Source organism: Providencia sp. PROV073 (assembly GCF_033688125.1).
Classification (GTDB): Bacteria; Pseudomonadota; Gammaproteobacteria; order Enterobacterales; family Enterobacteriaceae; genus Providencia; species Providencia hangzhouensis.
On record NZ_CP096353.1, the window covers coordinates 247624 to 263527 of the forward strand.

Consider the following 15904-nt stretch of genomic DNA (forward strand, 5'->3'; position numbering starts at 1 on the left):
ATATCACCGATTATTTACAAATTGCAGCTGTTTTATATAACCCCATATAATTCGATATACCTGCTAAGTTATAATTTACTTGGCATTGTTGTTTATCGTTATATTGAATGGTAAAGCTGCCATTTTCAGCTAAACCAGATAAATAAATTTCGCCATCATTGCCCACTATATTATTTAGCTGAGGATTATCTTTAAATATCGCCTGAGCACCAAAAGGTACGGGGTTACCATCAGCAAAGGTTAATATCATGATGGCTCGGTACCCGACATTTGCGGCAAAGCTGGCTTTCACTAGAGCGCCACGGCTTGGTGCAACACTTTGGCTGGTTAACTCCATTTCCGTATTTTCAGGTAGTTCAGAAGTATCAATATCAATCACATTTTTACGATAAGCCGTGACATAAGGCACGAGTGCATAACCTTGGTTATTAGTGACAACCCCTGCTTGGTTTAATACTGGTACATCACCTGCATCTGGGATTTCAACAATAGCCGCGGTTTCGCCTAATTGTTGACCGAGTACAAGGCCGCCAGAGTGAGCCACTAAGCTACCATTAACACCGTAATAGAGGTTATAGTTGTCTTTGCTATAGCCTGTTCCACCTGAAATTTCACCATATTGGCCTTTATAAGAAGCGTTCATATTACCGCTCGTACCTTGTTCTTGAGTGGTGAAACCCTGCTGCATGCTCCAATTTAAGCGGTTATTAAGTTGTGAAGCGGAAAGCCTAATACTGCCTGTGCTTGGGCCGTTGCTGCTACTATTACTGTTAAAGTTGTAATAGAAGGTGTTATCAAACACGGTAAATGGCACACTGACAGAGAAGGCAAGCTGATGATCATCTTCACTTTTCGTACGGCTATCGGAAGTATATGAGTAGCTATTGGTATTTTTGTTATAGGTATAATTCAAACTATAACTAATGCCTTGCCAACTGTTGTTATAACCCACGGTGGCAGACTGAGTTTTACGGTCACTATTCCAGTAGTCTTCATTGATATAGCCTACGGAGATTGAACCAAAGTTATCCCCTAAGTTTTGGCTGAGGGTGATCTCACCGCGATTACGGCGGCGTTCAATTTCAGGGATATAGTTTGTATTTCTATAGCCGTCAAAGACTTCCGCTAAACTGTAAAAACCTTTAGTGGAATAACGATAACCAGCCAATGCGATATTAGTACCAATATCGTTGATATTTTTGTTATAGCGGAAACGGTATGATTGGCCTTTTTCCTTAACGTCATTACTTAGCGTTGAATTTGCATGGGTAACGTCAATGGATAACGCACCAAATCGCCCAAGGTTTTGGCCTGCGCCGATGGAGTAAGATTGGTAATGCTCACTCACTTGGCTACCACCATAAGCGGTAATACCATAAGGTAGACCATAGATTAAGGTAAATTGGCCAAATTTTGTTTTATCAATGCTACTGTCATAAGCGCGGTATTCTCCGCCCGTTACGCTATAAGAAAAATATCCTTCACGTTGCAATACAGGTAATGAAGCAAAAGGAACGATTTGATATTGCTCACTACCGTTGGATTCTTTGATGGTGACATGCAAATCACCGCTTCCCCCCGTTGGGTATAAGTCATTGATTTCAAAAGGGCCCGCAGCCACCTCGGTTTGGTAGATAATGTAACCATTTTGGCGGATCGTCACCTGTGCGTTGCTACGAGCAATCCCACGTACAACGGGCGCATAGCCGCGTAAACTCTCAGGGGACATATCATCATCTGTCGCAAGCTGAGCACCACGAAATGGCACGCTATCAAAAACCATCGAAGGTGAGACACTATCTCCCAAGGTCAACTGACTTTTGATGCTATTAATACCGCGTGATGCGTAGGTATAGATGGTATCCCATTTACCGGATTGGTCGGTACTACTTGACCATGTTGTGTAATTGCGTAGCCGCCATGCTCCAATATTTAAGCCAGGTCTTAAATTTACATAATGGGATGTGTTATCCGAACCACTACTTTTACGATCGTAATTCTTAGAGCCGTTATAGCTATAATTTAATAGCAGTGCGTTGATCCCATTATCGATATTGGCTAAGTCAACGTAACCCCTTGGGTTTCTATCCAATGCGATTTGGGGGATGCTTAAATATAAACGTTGAGAATCAAACTCAAAATTACTTGTGGCATCAGGAATCGCTGCAAGGTTTACACAGTGACTTCCTGCGGTTTGTAATTCAGGGTATTCCGCTGTTTTGATACCAAACTCTTTAATATCAGCAAGTGATAAACATGGAACTAATTGGTTACGGCTATTTTTTTCAAATTTAAGATTTTTAGCACCAATTAAGTTGGTGTTGACATAAATATCAACATAGTAGTCACCGGCTAATTGCTCATTATTCTCGAACTGTGACAAATCAACCGAATCTTTATTCGGTAGCTCTAAAAAGTCAGGATCAAAGTAGACATTATTTTCTGTTTTTTCTTCAGCATATAGCGATGCGGTATAGCCTAAATATAATAGTAGGCCTAGAGATATTTTATTTATTTTCATGATAAAGCCCAACTTATTTTATAGTTTTATATTTTCTTTTCGAGTGCTTCTGGTGCTGCACCATAATCATTAATAACTTCCCATTTAATTGTTCCATTAGTATTTGAGTTATTAACCTCGAAAGTCGCACTTGAGAAAGGTGCAGCATAAGAAACATCATTAGCCTTTGTTCCGTTAAAGCTGATGCTCTGGAAATTCATAAAATAAGGTGTTGGGTTTTTAACCGTAATTTTATTTCCAGATTTAGACCACACTAATTTTTTTTGCTCTTCAATAAAATTAACATCTTTTAATGCTTTAGGGCGATAAATTAATTTCATTTGTGTTTTAAAGGCAATTTGTAATGAGTTTTCTGTTCTTTCTGTTGCTGGAATAGTTTTTATATTTAACCAGAACAATGACTCTCTATCATTAGGTAATTTATTTTCTGTTAAAAATATTCTAAGCGCATTAGTTCTATCTGCATTTAGCCTAAATAATGGTGGTGTGATAGAAAAATCAGACTGTTTTTTTTCATCTATATTATCTATCCAAGATTGAATCAAATAAGGGATTTTATCTGGATTTTCTACGCTGATGCTGACATCTTTGTTTCCCTCATTATAAATAACACGGGTTCCACCAATAATAACACCAGCATTCGCAGTATTTATTAGTGCAAGTAAGGAAATGAAAATATAGATAATAGATTTCATAATACCACCATTGATTATTATTAGATAAGGCTTAAGTCCTTTTAAACCTTATTTATTACTTAGTTATAATTGATTGTGAAAGTTGCTGTCGCATTTGCAGGACCAGGAGTCACTGTGTCAGACTTAGCAATATAACGTGCTCTGAAATCTAAATTATTTTCCACATTTTGTTGTAATGGATATGCTTTAGAGGCAGTAAATAATGGAACAATTTTATTCGTATCATCAGTAATTTGAATTCCAACGCCAGTTGCAACGCCAGTTTCTTCTTTTAATTTAATAACTTCATCATCACCAATATAAGAATCAGCATCAAATTTTACTGAAGCCGTTGTTACTGTAGCAGGGCAATTAATTAATTTGATCGTAAATTTAGTTGCTGCCGCTGTACTTCCTGCGTTTGGTAATGCTTTTTTAGATACTTGTCCTAAGTTTACTTTTAGTGCATCAGAGCCAGCTGCTAATTCGCATGCTTGGTCGATGATTTCACCTGTAAAGTCGATAGTACCATCTGCTGCTAATGCATTATTAACAGCAAAGATTGAGGTTGCAGCAATTAATGATGCAAGTAAGTTCTTTTTCATTTGTTTTTCTCCAAAAGATAATTATTTATTTTTATTGAGTAGGTGGAATTACCAATTACTCAATTGGAGAGTATTTTGAAACTATTTATTAAAATAAACAAGTTTTGTAAAATTTGGTAAAATATAATTAAATTTTAAAGTATTTAATTTTTTTAATTAAGTTAACACATTATAAGAGAAGGATTAATACACTATATTGAGCTAAGTTAAATATAATTTTTTTTGATTTTTTCACTAAAGTTAAATAACGATATAAAACTAAGAATAATTACAAGGAGGGATATAAATTTAATTTATCTCTCATATGGTGATAATTTGGGATTATAAGGTTTTGACTTATTAGACCACATACAGTGGATGTTGTATTTTTACTATCGAAAAATGAAATAATAGTATAGTTATCGGATTTAGTAGGTCTAAATGTGCTATTTATTTGGTTTTTTATAGAGAAAATGGTGTTGCCATTCAGTAAATGAATAAAAATAGGGGGTAACCTTGGTTTTAAGGAAACATTAAATGACTATCAAAATGTTCTTATTAAATTCAATTAAGTAGCCTTAATTTTAATTCGCTATGTTAAGGCTACGTGAGAGATTTTTTACTTATAGTTACCTTTAGCTACAGTTGTCATGACTATAAATTTCCTATAAATAAATTTAGTTTTGTATTAACGCTATTTGTATAAATTGAAATTATGTTCTGGTGATAATAGGCTTTCTGCTTGCAACATTTTTTTTCTATTCTGTTTATTACTCATTGTGTTAACTGGTATTGGGATAGCAAAGTCAACAATTAACTCTTGAATATCAAGGTCGAGTATTTCGGAAATAGAATATAACGTATCAACATGAATTCGGATTTCGCCTAATTCATGGCGAGATTGATGCTGCTGACTAATCCCAAGTAATGTACTGAGTTGCTGAATACTCATGTTTTGGTCTTTTCTTAGTGTGCGGATCCGCGCTCCGACAATTTTAGAGGTGTTTTTTTTCATACGATAACCAATAATGATTAAGTAAAAATACTATAAATAAAATGATTTTTTAATTTCATAACCATTTTTAATTTTTGTTTTTTCATCTTCACTAAATGAAAAGAAATAAATTATATTAATATCAAAATAATTAGAATATTGCTTTAGCCTATCTATCGATATTCGATTATTTCCTCGTTCATAACGTAGTTGCTGTTGCTCACTAATTCCAACAGTTTTAGCAAGGGCAGTAAGAGAGAGTCCTTTATTTTTACGCAATGACTTTATTTTATTACCAATAACCGCAGAGACAGGGTAATAATTGCTCATTATTCAACCTCATTGATTTTTTATTCTTAATAAGTAAAAGAATGCCTTGTACCTTCAAGATACATCTATCAGGTACTATGGTTTTTATCTTGATTTAAATCACACGTATACAGTTTTTATTTGGATATTAGTTAATATAATAGCCAGACCTTGTTAATGATAAACAAATGTAAAATCAAGGTGGCTATTAAATGAACCACTTGTCATACCTGAGCCATAGCCTGCCATTCTCGCTGATAGCGGAATATCAACTTTGCGGGTTTGTTCATTAACGGGCACCGTAATTTTTTCACCATTTTTTATCGTGGTTTTATTTGCATGGTGAGCTAAGTTTAATGCGACATTTTTAGCACTACCGGTGTTGATAAAATAATCCGTTGTGGTTGAATCTGGGGTGCCTTTAATTTCCATAATGGCTTCCTTGGTACCCATAGGGCAATTTTTCAATTTAATTGAGAAATCAACCCACGGTGAAGTTTGTGTATCCCGAATATTCCAAACATTCACTTTTTTCAGGTCAATGACATGATTGATGGTTTCTAATTCACAGGGCATAACTGCGACATAACCATGTACATTGATATTAATTTGCTGGTCTGTTGCCAATACGGGGCTGGAAGCAAGACAGAATAACAGCACTATTTTCTTCATATTATATGCTCCGGTTTATAAATAGGTGATGGTGGCGGTAATATTGGCTGAAATAGAGCCAGCCACGACATTACCTGCCATGCTAACAGCCCGCGTACGCAGTGGAATAGCGACATCAGATTGCCCATTTAAGGGCACTTGTAATATTTTTTGATTACCTAACGGTGTGGCACCATCACCGCTTTGTAATTGCACAGCTATATTTTGAGCAGTACCTAGGTTTTTATATAAGCTAGTCGTATCAGCTGTGTCCGCAGTGCCTGCAAATGTCAGTTTGATTTGATTGATAAATGACGAACAATTATTTAAATGAATATCAAAATTTCTCCAGTCGGACCCTGTCTGCGCGCCACTAAATATATCAATAGGTAAACGTTTTAAGTCAATATCAATATTGTTTCCCCCAGAAATATTACAGGTCGCTGCTTTAATATTACCTTTGAAATTTAATGTTACCGTATCCGCCGCATTAACTAATAATGGCTGACTTAAAATATTGATAGTCAATAGGGTTAATATTGTTTTTTTCATGAGAACCTCTATTCGTAGCGAATATTAACGGTGGCTGTTGCATTCGCACTTCCGGGAGTGATTTTATCTGCCGTTTTAATATAACGGGCTTTCCAGCCAAAAATATAGTCGCCTTCAGGAACATTACTTTGTGAAATGTTACTTGTATTTAGCTTTATGGGGGTATTGTTTTTATCTAGGAGTTGAATTGCTACGCCAGTTGCTTTATCTGTACCAGATAAAGCAAGTTTCCCTGTATTTTGATCAATATAGCCTGAGGAACTGGTAACGGTAGTTTTAATATTTGTTCCCGGATTGCAGGTTAATGTAATTGGAACATCAATAACATCACTAGCATCTCCAATATTTGTAAACTGAGTATCTCGCCAGTCACCCAGCTCAATATTATAAACGGATTGGTTATTTTTCAGTGAACATTGGAGAATGTTGACTTTAATTTGGTCAGTAGGAAAATATAAACTCGCTAAGGTAAAGGTTGTTCTTGGGTAGGGGTTATATGCGAGAGCATGGCCAATGGCACCCGATGATAATGCTCCTGATTGTGTTACCCGCCCAGTTTTTATGAATGTGACTGTCCACATGGGGGTATTAATTCGAAGAGAATGATGAACATTATCATAAGGAGCATAAAATGGTTCCGGCCCACTATTAAGATAAAATCTGTCGTGCATTATTTTTACGCCAATTCCAGGAATATTTGTACTGGCAATATAGTTAGCATTAGGTTTCCAACTATTTGCATAAGCGTATTTCCAGCGTATATTTCCACATGTCCCAGGGTAAGTTGTTATCGCGTAAGGACTTCCACTTACATATCTGTGCTCAAAAATAGATAAGTCGCGAACACTGTTATCATCATAAAGTATATTAAATGTGCGTGGAGTCACGGTTGTTATAACATTATTTAATGCAGGATTTTGTACACAGATTGCATTAGCATGCCCGGCATACAAGTATCCCACAGCCAATACGGAGTTAACTATTAATTTTTTCATTACTGATTTCCTGTTTATCGGCATATGGCAGCGGTTTTATATAACCCCATATAATTTGAAATGCCGGCTAAGTTGTAATTAACCTGACACTGCTGTTTCTCGTTATATTGAATAATAAAGTGACCACTTTCTGCCAAACCGGATAAATAAATTTCGCCATCATTACCCACTAAATTATTTAACTGTGGGTTGTCATTAAATATGGCCTGAGCGCCAAATGGCACGGGCTTCCCATCTGCAAAATTCAATACCATAATGGCGCGATAACCGACATTAGCGGTGAAACTGGATTTCACTAGCGCACCACGGCTTGGGGAGACTGACTGGCTGGTGAGTTCCATTTCCGTGTTGTCAGGTAACGCCGAGGTATCAATGTCGATGGTATTTTTGCGGTAAGCGGTGACGTACGGCACTAACGCATAACCTTGGTTATTGGTTACTACGCCCGCTTGGTTTAATATGGGAACATTCCCTGCATCAGGCACTTCTACCAGCGCAGCGGTCTCACCTAATTGTTGCCCTAACACTAACCCACCCGCGTGGGCGACAAGGCTGCCGTTAGTTCCGTAGTACAGGTTATAGCTATCTTTGCTATAGCTCGCACCACCAGAAATTTCACCATACCTGCCTTTATAGGTGGAGTTCGCATTACCAGAACTGCCTTGCCCCTGATCGGCTAAACTTTGTTGCATGCTCCAATTTAAACGGTTGTTCAGGTGAGATGCTGATACACCGACGCTACTCGAACTGGAGTCTCGGCTACTGTGGTTACTGGCAAAGTTAATGTAGGCGGTATCTTCAAACAAACTGAACGGAATATTGACCGAAAAAGTAAATAAATGGTCTTCATCACTGTATTTTTTTGCCCCAGCACTCTGCGAATAGCTGCTGGTATTCTTGTTATAGGTGTAATTCAGCCCGTAACTGATCCCTTGCCAGCTATTGTTATAGCCAAGGGTTGCTGACTGTGTTTTGCGGTCACTATTCCAATAATCTTCATTAATATAACCCATTGAAATAGAACCGTAAGTATCCCCTAGGTTTTGGCTGAGGGTGATTTCACCGCGATTACGGCGGCGTTCGATTTCAGGAGTGTAAGTGGTATCACGGAAGGTATCAAACACCTCGGATAAACTGTAATACCCTTGGGTCGAATAGCGGTAACCTGCCAAAGCAATATTGGTGCCGATATCATTGAGGTTTTTGTTATATCTAAAGCGGTAAGACTGACCACGTTCTTTGCTGTCATCACGCATTTTGGCGTGAGATTGGGTAATATCAATAGACAGCGCCCCGAAGCGGCCCAAGTTTTGCCCAGCACCTATCGAATAAGATTGGTATTTTTCACTGAACTGACTTCCTCCGAACATAGTGATGCCATAGGGTAAACCGTATACCAAAGTGAACTGACCAAATTTGGTTTTATCTACATGGCTATCATATGAACGGTATTCACCTGCGGTGGTGCTATAAGATAAATAACCCTCACGTTGCAGCACGGGGAGTGAGGCAAAGGGTACAATTTGCACCTGTTCGCTGCCGTTCGACTCTTTTATCGTCACATGTAAGTCACCGCTGCTGCCGGTTGGATAGAGGTCAGTGATTTCAAAGGGGCCTGCTGCCACATCGGTTTGGTAGATGGTGTAACCGTTTTGGCGAATGGTGACCTGTGCGTTGCTGCGGGCTATCCCACGCACAATTGGCGCATAGCCGCGCAGACTTTCAGGGTACATATCATCATCGGTGGCGAGCTGCGCCCCACGAAACGGTACACTGTCAAACACCTCTGACGGAGAAACGCTGTCTCCCAAGGTTAGCTGGCTTTTTATGTGGTTGATCCCACGGGAGGCGTAAGTATAAATAGTATCCCATTTATTGGACTGCCCTGTACTGTTGGACCACGTGGTATAGTTGCGCAGACGCCATGCCCCAATATTTAAGCCGGGGCGTAAATTGACGTAGTTTGAGGAGGTGTCTTCTCCACCGCTACGATCGGTATTTTTAGAACCGCTATAGCTGTAATTCAGTAATAGGGCGGTAATACCGTTATCGATATCGGCAAGGTCAACATAACCCCTCGGGTTTTTCGCCAGCGCGATTTGCGGAATACTTAGGTATAACCGCTGTGAATCAAATTCAAACTGGCTTGTTGCATCAGGAATGATTGCTAAATTGACGCAGCTTGTTTGGCTATTTTGTAGCTCAGGATAATCTGCAATTTTAATATCGAAGCTTTTTAAATCATCCAAAGTTAAGCAAGGAACCAGTTTATTCTCAGTATTTTTATCAAACTTTAAACTTTTTGCCCCGATTAAGTTGGTATTGACATAAATATCAACGTAATAGTTACCCGCCAATTGTTGGTTATTTTCAAATTGGCTTAAATCGACAGCATCTTTATTAGGCAACTCTAGGAAATCAGGGTCAAAATAGATATTTCCTTGTGCTGTATTATTATCGATGGCATTTTCAGCGTATAAAGGTACCGTATAGCCTAAATAAATAAGTAGGCTAAAGCATATTTTATTTATTCTCATTTTAACAACCTAAATCAATATTGGGCTATATTTTCGCTTCAGCCAGTTCAGATGCGGAGCCGTAATCATTAATGACTTCCCATTTCACCGTGCCATGAGTGGCGGCATCGTTAATTTCAAAAGAAGTGCTGGAAAACGGTGCCGCATAAGAGACGTCATTGGCCTTTTTACCGTTAAAGGTAATACTTTGGAAATTCATAAAATACGGCGTCGGGTTTTTTACCGTAATCCTATTGCCTGTTTTTGACCAAGTTAATTTCTTTTGCTCTTCAATAAAATCAACATTTTTAATTGCAGAAGGGCGATAAATTAATTTCATTTGTGTTTTAAAGGCAATTTGTAATGAATTTTCCGTGCGCTCTGTTGCTGGGATCGTTTTTATATTCAGCCAAAATAATGATTCTTTATCTGTCGGTAAGGTATTCTCTGTTAAAAATATTCTTAGCGCATTGGTTTTATCTGAGTTTAATCTAAATAATGGAGGTGTAATAGTAAATGCGGATTGCTTATTTTCATCAATACCATCAATCCATGATTGAATTAAATAAGGGATTTTATCAGGGTTTTCGACACTAATACTGACATCCTTATTTCCCTCATGATAAATAACACGAGTGCCGCCAATAATAACGCCTGCATGGGCTAAATTAATCAATAAAAATGAAGAAATAAAAAAATAAACTAAGCGTTTCATATTAGTACCATTGAATAGAGGAATAAGGTTTAAATCCATTTAAACCCTAAAAGCCTATTAGTTATAATTGATAGTGAAGGTTGCGGTTGAGTTTGCTTGACCAACGCCAACGCTATTAGACATTGCAATATAACGAGCGGTAAAATCTAAATTATTTACTGTCTTTTCTTTTAATGCATACGCGCTAGATTCAGTAAATAGTGGAACGGTTGTTCCTGTGGCGTCCTGAATTTGAATACCAACATTTTGTGCCGTTGTCGCTGCAGCAGGGTCGGTTAACTGGAGTACACTATTATCACCTGCATAACTGGTGGCATCAAATTTAACCGTTGCGCTAGTCACGGTTTGCGGGCAGTTTTCTAATTTGATAGTAAATTTAGTTGCTGCTGCGGTGCTACCTGTACTAGGTAATGCCGTTTTAGAGATTTTCCCTAAGTTTACGGTAAATGCATCAGAACCGGTTGCAAACTGACAAGCCTGATCGGTAATTTCACCTGTAAAATCTATCGTTCCATCAGCAGCTAATGCATTATTAATGGCAAAAATAGACGATGCCGCAATTAAATAGGCAAAGACATTCTTTTTCATTTTTTACTCTCCAAGAGGATATTTATATGATGAGGTTGAGTTAGTGAATATATTTAGTTACTCAACTGGTGAGTATTTTGGCTTTTATTTTAAAAATAAACAATATGAGAGTAATTTAGGTTTAATACCCTTTTTTAATATCATTTTTATATCTTGAGTTTGATATTCACATTATAGGTTGGAGATTATTTTTGGATATTTTAAGAAATGCTGTTTTTCTAAGGTGATAAATTTTAGAGTGGAATTAAATAAAGATTAAATAATTAAATTAATTTTAAACTGGTGTTTTTTATTGTTACTTAACTCATGATGTGTTTTGATGGCATTTAATATTATTATAGTGCTTTAATTTTTTCATTTTAAAACAAAAAGCAGTCTAAAATGTATTATATTAAAGGTATCATCCGAAACCAATCATCATTAATGGTGATTTATTTAACGTTTTAATATCTTTTTTTGATGTAGATTGGTATGGCGTTATTGAATATTAAGATAAGCATGAAATAATAAATTAAGTCATGCCTATCTTAATAGGATAGTAAGTTTGGGGGGTTATTCAATTCCTAGCTCTTTTAATTTTCGAGTTAATGTGTTTCTTCCCCATCCTAATAAACGGGCCGCTTCTTGCTTATGGCCATTGGTGTATTTCAACGCGCAATTTAACATTGTACGTTCGAGTAAGGGAATAGTCTGTGCAAAGAGGTCTTCTTTGCCTTCTATTAACGCGTTATCGGTCCACTCTTCCAGTAATTCAAACCACTGAGCTGCAGAAATAGGATTTTGCGATGACAATGATTGTGTTGGCATGGAATCAGCTTGTGATGATTTTACCACTGCATTTTGTTGTGGGTGCTCTTCAAGTAAATCATCGGGCAAATCTTGCGGTAAAATTTCTTGGCTTGCTGCCATCACGGTTAACCAACGGCAGACATTCTCCAATTGGCGAACGTTACCTGACCAATAATAGCGCTGAAGAATTTTTTCGCTGTCAGGGTGGAGAACCTTAGCCTCGACACCGAGTTCTTTTGCCGTATTTTGTAGAAAATAATCGGCGAGACGTGGGATATCTTCAGTGCGCTCACGTAGCGGTGGTAATTGTACTCGAATGACATTTAACCGGTGAAATAAGTCTTCGCGAAATAAGCCTTCTTTAACCCGTTTTTCAAGATCTTGGTGGGTCGCTGCAATAATCCGTACATCTACATTGACTGGGGTATAACCCCCAATACGATAGAATTGGCCTTCAGCCAGAACACGTAACAAGCGAGTTTGTACATCAAGGGGCATATCGCCGATTTCATCTAAAAACAATGACCCATGGTTAGCTTGTTCAAATCGGCCCTGACGTACTTGAGTCGCACCCGTAAATGCGCCTTTTTCGTGGCCAAATAGCTCAGATTCAATTAAGTCTTTGGGAATAGCCGCCATATTTAATGCAATAAAAGGGGCGTCGGCACGAGGGCTGTGTTGATGTAACGCGTGGGCAACCAGCTCTTTTCCCGTTCCTGATTCGCCATTAATAAGCACACTAATTGATGAGCGTGATAAACGGCCAATAATGCGATAAACCTCTTGCATCGCTGGTGCTTCCCCGATCATGGTCGAAGAGACTGTAGGGGCAGGCTGCTTAGCTTCACGGCTAGTATGGTTTTGTTCACGGCTATGATTCAGAGCACGTTCGACTAATGCGACGGTTTCATCAATATCGAAAGGCTTTGGTAAGTAATCAAATGCCCCTGATTGGTAGGCATTTACGGCAGCATCAAGGTCAGAGTGTGCTGTCATAATAATAATCGGCAGAAGCGGGTGTGATTGCTTGATGGTATTCAGAAGCTCAATACCATTTGTGCCTGGCATACGGATATCAGATAACAACACATCAGGGCGTGAATTTTCTAATGCGGTGAGCACTGCATTCGCACTATCAAAGCAGGTACAAGCAAAGTTAGCATTATTTAATGCGCGCTCAAGTACCCAACGGATGGAACTATCATCATCAACCACCCAAATTTTTCCCTGCGTCATGGTTATCTCCTATTTCTTAATTGGTAGATAAATGGAAAACTCAGTGTGGCCTGGCCAACTGGTAAATTCGATTTTTCCTGCGTGTTGGTCAACTAAACTGCGAGCAATCGATAGGCCAAGCCCTGTGCCATCAGGCCGTCCGCTCACCATGGGGTAAAACAATGTATCCTGAATTGCCAATGGAATACCAGGACCGTTATCTTCAATATCAATACGTGCAGCTAATCGATAACGTTCACCTTGTAGTGTGACTTGAAAAGCCGTTCGTGTACGCAAAGTGATATAGCCTCCCGTTTCGGCGAGGGCTTGTAAGGCGTTTCGGGTGATATTTAGCAGCACTTGCTCGATTTGGTCTGGGTAATACTCTAATTCGGGCAGGCTTGGGTCATAGTCACGAATTAGTGTCACATTATCGGGCTTTTCTAATGACACCAACCGCGTTACATTTTCCATAATATGATGAATACTTTGCTGTGTTTTTGGCCCTGGATATTGTGGACCAAGCAGCCGATCAACCAATGCTCGCAAGCGGTCGGCCTGTTCGATAATCACTTGAGTATATTCATTTAATTGTGGGTCAGGCAACGCTTTAGATAGCAATTGCGCAGCGCCTCGCAAACCTCCGAGAGGGTTTTTGATTTCGTGAGCAAGTCCACGGATCAGTTCGCGGGCAGCCAATTGCTGGGCATTCTGTGCGAGTTCTTGGCTCAAACGCCGTTGGCTATCTAATTGTGAAAGCTCAACTAAAATAAATTGCTCTGAAAAAGGCTGTGCACTGAACGACATCACGTGGGAATGGTTGTTAAATACTAAGGTGACTTCGTTCTCGGTAAAACTATGGCCATCTTTTAAGCTATTGAGCATGAGTTCATCATTGAGCGAACAATAACTGAATAATAGTGGCAGTGGCGTACCGTATAGCTTGCGCTGGCTTTGGGTTAAGATCTGGAGTGCAGCATGGTTGGCGTAATGGATAACCAAGTCGTAATCCAAAATTAGCACGCTATTAATGAGTGAGTCGAGAATATGTTCCGGTGCTGGCAAATGTTCGGTTTTCATGTAATGTTGCTCCTGCACTATTTTGGTGCATTATACCTGATAGACCAAACAACCGATATTTGATTTTTGTTGCGTAAATACGTTAGAGATAAAAGGCCCCATCAAAAGATGGGGCAAGTGCTTCACGGCAACAAAGACTAACAGTGGAACGGCGTGTTACACACTGTAGTACATTTCAAATTCGAGAGGGTGTGGTGCCATACGAACACGTTGAATGTCGGCACGGGTTAATTCGATATACGCATCGATAGCATCATTAGTGAATACGCCACCACGGGTTAAGAATTCACGGTCTTTATCTAATTCCGCTAATGCTTCGTCTAAAGAGCCAGAAACTGTTGGAATTTCTTTGGCTTCTTCTGGTGGTAAATCATATAAATTTTTGTCCATCGCATCACCAGGGTGGATCTTGTTAATGATGCCATCAAGGCCTGCCATTAACTGAGCCGCAAACGCTAAATATGGGTTAGCTGCTGGGTCTGGGAAGCGAACTTCAATACGGCGTGCTTTAGTGCTCGCAACGACTGGAATACGAATCGAAGCAGAGCGGTTACGTGCAGAATATGCCAACATTACAGGTGCTTCAAAGCCCGGAACTAAGCGTTTGTATGAGTTAGTGGTTGGGTTAGTAAATGCGTTCAGTGCACGTGCATGTTTAATAATACCGCCGATGTAGTACAGCGCCATTTCGGATAAACCGCCATATTTGTCACCTGCAAACAGGTTAACGCCGCCTTTAGATAAAGACATATGGCAGTGCATACCAGAGCCGTTATCGCCCACTAAAGGTTTAGGCATAAAGGTGGCTGTTTTACCGTAGGCATGTGCAACATTGTGAACAACATATTTATAAATTTGAGTTTCATCCGCTTTTTTAGTCATAGTATTAAAGCGGGTCGCAACCTCGTTTTGGCCAGCTGTCGCCACCTCATGGTGGTGAGCTTCAACAACTAAGCCCATCTCTTCCATTGTGGTACACATGGCTGAACGTAGGTCTTGTGATGAATCAACTGGTGGAACTGGGAAATAACCCCCTTTTACTGCAGGGCGATGGCCTTTATTACCACCTTCGTATTTGGTTCCAGTATTCCATGCCGCTTCGATATCATCGATATGGTAGTAACTACCATGCATGTTGTTGCCAAAACGAATGTCATCAAAAACGAAAAATTCAGGTTCTGGCCCAAAGAGAACGATATCGGCAATGCCACTTGAGCGCAGAAAATCTTCCGCACGTTTTGAAATTGAACGTGGGTCTCTGTCATAACCTTGCATCGTGCCCGGCTCTAAAATATCGCAGCGAATGATCAACGTGATATCGGCAAAGAACGGGTCTAACATTGCAGTTGATGGGTCTGGCATTAATACCATGTCTGACTCATTGATGCCTTTCCAGCCACCAATAGATGAACCATCAAACATCTGGCCTTCTTCAAAGAAGTCTTCGTCAACTTGATGAGCAGGGATAGTGATGTGTTGCTCTTTACCTTTAGTGTCGGTAAAACGCAGATCAATAAATCTAACATTGTGCTCTTTAATTAACGATAAAACATGTTCAGCGGACATCTCGGCTCTCCTGGTCGGGTCTAATCAACAAATCACAGGCTATCATATTGATAATATGTTTGTTGTTTGTCTGGCGTGTTAGTCATATATAAATAGGTAGCACGCGCTCTATAAATAGATAAGCGAAAAGCGTGCCAACTTTTTAATTATAGTAA

At 39.1% G+C, this 15904-nt stretch carries 14 protein-coding genes; all 14 read right to left on the reverse strand.

The window, feature by feature from the left end; genetic code table 11:
• Positions 1 to 10: 10 nt before the first annotated feature.
• The 14 genes from M1F17_RS01100 to glnA all read right to left on the reverse strand — a co-directional run bounded on the left by M1F17_RS01100 (position 11) and on the right by glnA (position 15749).
• Positions 11 to 2521, reverse strand: coding sequence for a fimbria/pilus outer membrane usher protein (locus M1F17_RS01100; RefSeq protein ID WP_318837183.1), 2511 nt, complete (start codon positions 2519 to 2521; stop codon positions 11 to 13).
• A 26-nt stretch (positions 2522 to 2547) separates the two neighbouring features.
• Complete coding sequence (locus M1F17_RS01105; protein WP_115166388.1) at positions 2548 to 3216, reverse strand: molecular chaperone; 669 nt, start codon at positions 3214 to 3216, stop codon at positions 2548 to 2550.
• A 59-nt stretch (positions 3217 to 3275) separates the two neighbouring features.
• Complete coding sequence (locus M1F17_RS01110; protein ID WP_094960816.1) at positions 3276 to 3800, reverse strand: fimbrial protein; 525 nt, start codon at positions 3798 to 3800, stop codon at positions 3276 to 3278.
• 673 nt (positions 3801 to 4473) lie between these two features.
• Positions 4474 to 4794, reverse strand: coding sequence for a helix-turn-helix domain-containing protein (locus tag M1F17_RS01115; RefSeq protein ID WP_004262765.1), 321 nt, complete (start codon positions 4792 to 4794; stop codon positions 4474 to 4476).
• A 30-nt stretch (positions 4795 to 4824) separates the two neighbouring features.
• The gene (locus M1F17_RS01120; RefSeq protein ID WP_094960815.1) at positions 4825 to 5103 is read right to left on the reverse strand and encodes a helix-turn-helix domain-containing protein; all 279 of its coding nucleotides are present in this window, start codon (positions 5101 to 5103) and stop codon (positions 4825 to 4827) included.
• A gap of 153 nt (positions 5104 to 5256) precedes the next feature.
• The gene (locus M1F17_RS01125; RefSeq protein WP_094960814.1) at positions 5257 to 5754 is read right to left on the reverse strand and encodes a fimbrial protein; all 498 of its coding nucleotides are present in this window, start codon (positions 5752 to 5754) and stop codon (positions 5257 to 5259) included.
• Between the two features lie 15 nt (positions 5755 to 5769).
• A complete protein-coding gene (locus M1F17_RS01130; RefSeq protein WP_180312295.1) occupies positions 5770 to 6285 on the reverse strand; it encodes a fimbrial protein in 516 nt (171 codons plus the stop codon).
• 8 nt (positions 6286 to 6293) lie between these two features.
• Complete coding sequence (locus tag M1F17_RS01135; protein WP_180312296.1) at positions 6294 to 7280, reverse strand: fimbrial protein; 987 nt, start codon at positions 7278 to 7280, stop codon at positions 6294 to 6296.
• Positions 7281 to 7294: 14 nt separating this feature from the next.
• Positions 7295 to 9817: a fimbria/pilus outer membrane usher protein gene (locus M1F17_RS01140; RefSeq protein ID WP_206277874.1), complete on the reverse strand. Its 2523-nt coding sequence runs from the start codon at positions 9815 to 9817 to the stop codon at positions 7295 to 7297.
• A gap of 25 nt (positions 9818 to 9842) precedes the next feature.
• Complete coding sequence (locus M1F17_RS01145; protein ID WP_206277873.1) at positions 9843 to 10511, reverse strand: molecular chaperone; 669 nt, start codon at positions 10509 to 10511, stop codon at positions 9843 to 9845.
• 57 nt (positions 10512 to 10568) lie between these two features.
• On the reverse strand, positions 10569 to 11099 hold the full coding sequence (locus M1F17_RS01150) for a fimbrial protein (protein WP_206277872.1): 531 nt from the start codon (positions 11097 to 11099) through the stop codon (positions 10569 to 10571).
• A 552-nt stretch (positions 11100 to 11651) separates the two neighbouring features.
• Positions 11652 to 13124, reverse strand: a complete 1473-nt coding sequence (gene glnG, locus M1F17_RS01155) for a nitrogen regulation protein NR(I) (RefSeq protein ID WP_206277605.1) — start codon at positions 13122 to 13124, stop codon at positions 11652 to 11654.
• A 9-nt stretch (positions 13125 to 13133) separates the two neighbouring features.
• A complete protein-coding gene (gene glnL, locus M1F17_RS01160) occupies positions 13134 to 14183 on the reverse strand; it encodes a nitrogen regulation protein NR(II) (RefSeq protein WP_004262719.1) in 1050 nt (349 codons plus the stop codon).
• Positions 14184 to 14339: 156 nt separating this feature from the next.
• Entirely contained in the window at positions 14340 to 15749 is a 1410-nt protein-coding gene (gene glnA, locus M1F17_RS01165; RefSeq protein ID WP_004262716.1) for a glutamate--ammonia ligase, read from the reverse strand.
• Between the last annotated feature and the right edge of the window lie 155 nt (positions 15750 to 15904).

Excerpts from the sequence above, each read along its gene's own strand:
- M1F17_RS01100 (WP_318837183.1), bottom strand. The coding sequence starts at position 2,521 with ATGAAAATAAATAAAATATCTCTAGGCCTACTATTATATTTAGGCTAT.
- M1F17_RS01105 (WP_115166388.1), bottom strand. The coding sequence starts at position 3,216 with ATGAAATCTATTATCTATATTTTCATTTCCTTACTTGCACTAATAAAT.
- M1F17_RS01110 (WP_094960816.1), bottom strand. The coding sequence starts at position 3,800 with ATGAAAAAGAACTTACTTGCATCATTAATTGCTGCAACCTCAATCTTT.
- M1F17_RS01115 (WP_004262765.1), bottom strand. The coding sequence starts at position 4,794 with ATGAAAAAAAACACCTCTAAAATTGTCGGAGCGCGGATCCGCACACTA.
- M1F17_RS01120 (WP_094960815.1), bottom strand. The coding sequence starts at position 5,103 with ATGAGCAATTATTACCCTGTCTCTGCGGTTATTGGTAATAAAATAAAG.
- M1F17_RS01125 (WP_094960814.1), bottom strand. The coding sequence starts at position 5,754 with ATGAAGAAAATAGTGCTGTTATTCTGTCTTGCTTCCAGCCCCGTATTG.
- M1F17_RS01130 (WP_180312295.1), bottom strand. The coding sequence starts at position 6,285 with ATGAAAAAAACAATATTAACCCTATTGACTATCAATATTTTAAGTCAG.
- M1F17_RS01135 (WP_180312296.1), bottom strand. The coding sequence starts at position 7,280 with ATGAAAAAATTAATAGTTAACTCCGTATTGGCTGTGGGATACTTGTAT.
- M1F17_RS01140 (WP_206277874.1), bottom strand. The coding sequence starts at position 9,817 with ATGAGAATAAATAAAATATGCTTTAGCCTACTTATTTATTTAGGCTAT.
- M1F17_RS01145 (WP_206277873.1), bottom strand. The coding sequence starts at position 10,511 with ATGAAACGCTTAGTTTATTTTTTTATTTCTTCATTTTTATTGATTAAT.
- M1F17_RS01150 (WP_206277872.1), bottom strand. The coding sequence starts at position 11,099 with ATGAAAAAGAATGTCTTTGCCTATTTAATTGCGGCATCGTCTATTTTT.
- glnG (WP_206277605.1), bottom strand. The coding sequence starts at position 13,124 with ATGACGCAGGGAAAAATTTGGGTGGTTGATGATGATAGTTCCATCCGT.
- glnL (WP_004262719.1), bottom strand. The coding sequence starts at position 14,183 with ATGAAAACCGAACATTTGCCAGCACCGGAACATATTCTCGACTCACTC.
- glnA (WP_004262716.1), bottom strand. The coding sequence starts at position 15,749 with ATGTCCGCTGAACATGTTTTATCGTTAATTAAAGAGCACAATGTTAGA.